This is a genomic window from Mycobacterium sp. E735 (genome assembly GCF_001666955.1).
In the GTDB taxonomy this organism is placed as follows: Bacteria; Actinomycetota; Actinomycetes; order Mycobacteriales; family Mycobacteriaceae; genus Mycobacterium.
Map to the genome: position 1 here is coordinate 1 of NZ_LZIX01000009.1, position 3,275 is coordinate 3,275.

Consider the following 3,275-nt stretch of genomic DNA (forward strand, 5'->3'; position numbering starts at 1 on the left):
CCTTGAGTGGCCTGCTCGATCCGGTCAGGCCGCAGGCCGCGACGCTGCCGCAGGCTCCGGCCCCGTTCGAGCCGTCCGCGGCGAGCAGCAACCTGCCGACCAAGCTCACGGGTTCGTTCGTCTCCGCCGCCCGCGGCGGCGTGAAGACGAACTACGTGATCGCCCTGCCACCCGGCCATACCGGGACACTGCGCCCCGTGATCGCCCTGCACGGCAAGGACGGCTCGAACGGGGCCGGAGCCTGCGGCAGCGTCGCGGCCTGCGGCCTGACCGGATCGAGCAGGCCACTCAAGGCGAACACGCCGGCGGCTCCCAGGCCGGCGCTGGCTCCCATCCGCAGCACCGCCCGGCGGGTCAGGTCAGGCATGATCGCAATAATGCCGCCCTGACCGGTGATTACCTGCCGAGCCACGCCGAAATGGAAGCATTGTGTGATCTGGCGTGACCTATCGGTCTCCAACCGGTTACCTGCGGTGCACCCGTTCGCCGCCTCGGGCGGCGCGAGGCGGCCGAGTTGCGGCGTCGTGATACGGCCATCATCATGGCGCCGGCCGGGGTGCCAATGCGGGGCCGTTCCGACCGTAAACCATTGCGCCGCAACGGAAGAGCGGCCGATCGCGGCGACGGCGCGGGCGGGCGAATGGACCACGAGCAGCGCGCGCTCGGACCGGGGCGACCGCCGCCGACCGGGGATGCAATCTCGACGTTTTCAACCCTCGCGGCCCGCACGCAAGTTTCGCAGGATGGAGCTTTCGTGCTTCCCGTCGTGGATTGAAAGAGGATTGAGGATGAGTCTGGCGTTCCACTGGTTTCTGCCGACCTACGGTGATTCCCGGAACCTGGTGGCGGGCGGACACGGCACGCCGATGTCCGGCGACCGGCCCGCCACGTTGCGCTATCTGCACCAGATCTGCGCGGCCGCCGAGGACAACGGCTTCGAGGCCGTGCTCACCCCCACCGGATTGTGGTGCGAGGACGCGTGGTTGACGACGGCGATGCTGGTCGAGGCCACCGAAACCCTGAAGTTTCTGGTGGCCTTCCGGCCCGGGTTGCTGAGCCCCACGCTGGCCGCCCAGATGGCCGGGACCTTCCAGCGCCACTCGGGTGGCCGGCTGCTGCTCAACGTCGTCACCGGCGGCGAACCCCACGAGCAACGGGCCTACGGAGACTTCCTGGACAAAGAAGCCCGGTACGCGCGCACCGCCGAATTCTTGGACGTGGTGCGCCGGCTGTGGACGTCGAAGACGCCGGTGACCTTTGCCGGAGAGCACATTCACGTCGAGGGTGCGCAGCTGAACAACCCGCCCGACCCGGTGCCCGCGGTGTTCTTCGGCGGATCGTCGGCGTCGGCCGGGCCGGTCGCGGCCCAGCATGCCGACGTGTATCTCACCTGGGGCGAACCGGTCAAGGCGGTCGGCCAGAAGCTGGACTGGGTGCGTGGCCTGGCCGTCGATGCCGGCCGAATCCTGCAGTACGGGTTGCGGATTCACGTCATCAGCCGCGATACGTCCGAGCAGGCGTGGGCCGAGGCCGACCGGTTGCTGGCCGCCGTCGACCCGGCCGACGTCGAGCGGGTGCAGGCCAGCCTGGCGCGCAGCGAGTCGGAGGGTCAGCGCCGCATGCTGGACCTGCACGGCGGCAGCAGCAACCGGCTGCTGGTCGGCCCCAACCTGTGGGCGGGGGTGGGACTGGTCCGCGGCGGCGCCGGCACCGCGCTCGTCGGGTCGCACGCCGAGGTCGCCGAGCGGCTGGCCGAGTACGCCAAGCTCGGCATCAACCACTTCATCCTGTCCGGGTATCCGCACCTGGAAGAGGCCTACTGGTTCGGCGAGGGCGTGCTGCCGTTGCTGGAGCGGATGGGCCTGTGGCACCACCCGAACCGTCAAGCCCACCCGGTCTCGGCGACGCCGTTCGCGGTCGCCTCGGCCCACTAAGCCATGGCGGCTACCTTGCCGGCGCCCGCGACCGGCGTGCCCCTCGGCGCGACCGCCGGCGCGGTCGACGAGTCCGGCGCGCAGCAACGCCGGCGCCTGCGCGTCGTCGTCGCGGCCAGCCTGTTGGGCACGACCGTGGAGTGGTACGACTTCTTCCTCTACGCGACCGCGGCGGGCCTGGTGTTCAACAAGGTCTTCTTCCCCAGCGAGAGCTCGCTGGTCGGCACGCTCCTGGCGTTCGCCACCTTCGCCGTCGGGTTCGTCATGCGGCCGGTCGGCGGGCTGGTGTTCGGCCACATCGGCGACCGGATCGGTCGCAAGCGCAGCCTGGCGCTGACCATGCTGATCATGGGCGTCGCCACCGCGCTGATCGGGGTGTTGCCCACCGCCGCCCAGATCGGGGTGTGGGCGCCCCTGCTGTTGTTGGCGCTGCGGATCCTGCAGGGGTTCGCCCTCGGCGGCGAGTGGGCGGGCGCGGTGCTGTTGGCGGTGGAGCACAGTCCCGCCGGCCGCCGCGGCCGGTTCGGGGCGATTCCGCAAATCGGACTGGCGCTCGGATTGGCTCTGGGCACAGGCATATTCGCGTTCCTGCAAATCGCCCTGGGACCGGCCCGATTCCTCGCCTACGGCTGGCGCATCGGTTTTCTGCTCAGCCTGGTGCTCGTCGTGATCGGCGTCGTGGTGCGGCTCCGGGTGGAGGAGACACCCGCCTTCCGGGAGCTGCGCGACCTCGAGGCCACCGCCACCGTGCCGATCCGCGAGATCGTGTGCGAACCCCGGTCCCGGCGAAACACCGTGCTGGGCTTGCTGTCTCGCTGGGCGGAGGGCTCGGCGTTCAACACCTGGGGCGTGTTCGCCATCAGCTACGCCACCGGCGCGCTGGGGTTCAATCGGGTGTCGGTGCTGGTGGTGGTGACCATCGCGGCCCTGCTGATGGCGGTGCTGCTGCCCGTGTCCGGGGCGCTGACCGACCGGTTCGGCGCCCGCCGGGTGTATCTGGCCGGGGTGGCCTGCTACGGCATCGCGGCGTTTCCCGCCTTCGCGCTGTTCGGCACGAGGAACCTGGTCTGGTTCGGGGTGGCGCTGATCATCGTGTTCGGTGTGGTGCACGCCCTGTTCTACGGGGCGCAGGGCACGCTGTATTCGTCGCTGTATCCCACCAGCACCCGTTACACCGGTTTGTCGTTCGTCTATCAGTTCTCGGGCATCTACGCCTCCGGGGTGACCCCGATGATCATGACCGCGCTGATCGCGGCCCTCGGTGGCGCGCCGTGGCTGGCGTGTGGGTACCTGGTGGCGACGGCCGTCATCAGCGTGCTCGCCACGGCGGCGATCCGGGAG

Annotated in this window: 2 protein-coding genes and 1 pseudogene; all 3 read left to right on the forward strand. The window is 70.1% G+C overall.

Features of this window, described 5'->3' with window-relative positions:
• Positions 1-236, forward strand: a pseudogene (locus A5704_RS28135) (hypothetical protein); the annotation flags it as partial.
• Between the two features lie 552 nt (positions 237-788).
• Positions 789-1,934 carry an LLM class flavin-dependent oxidoreductase gene (locus A5704_RS01240; protein ID WP_067887011.1) on the forward strand — a complete coding sequence of 382 codons (1,146 nt, stop codon included), beginning with the start codon at positions 789-791 and terminating at the stop codon, positions 1,932-1,934.
• 3 nt (positions 1,935-1,937) lie between these two features.
• Positions 1,938-3,275, forward strand: a 1,338-nt coding sequence (locus tag A5704_RS01245) for an MFS transporter (protein ID WP_067887015.1), incomplete at its 3' end; no start/stop codon positions are given.

Excerpts from the sequence above, each read along its gene's own strand:
- A5704_RS01240 (WP_067887011.1), top strand. The coding sequence starts at position 789 with ATGAGTCTGGCGTTCCACTGGTTTCTGCCGACCTACGGTGATTCCCGG.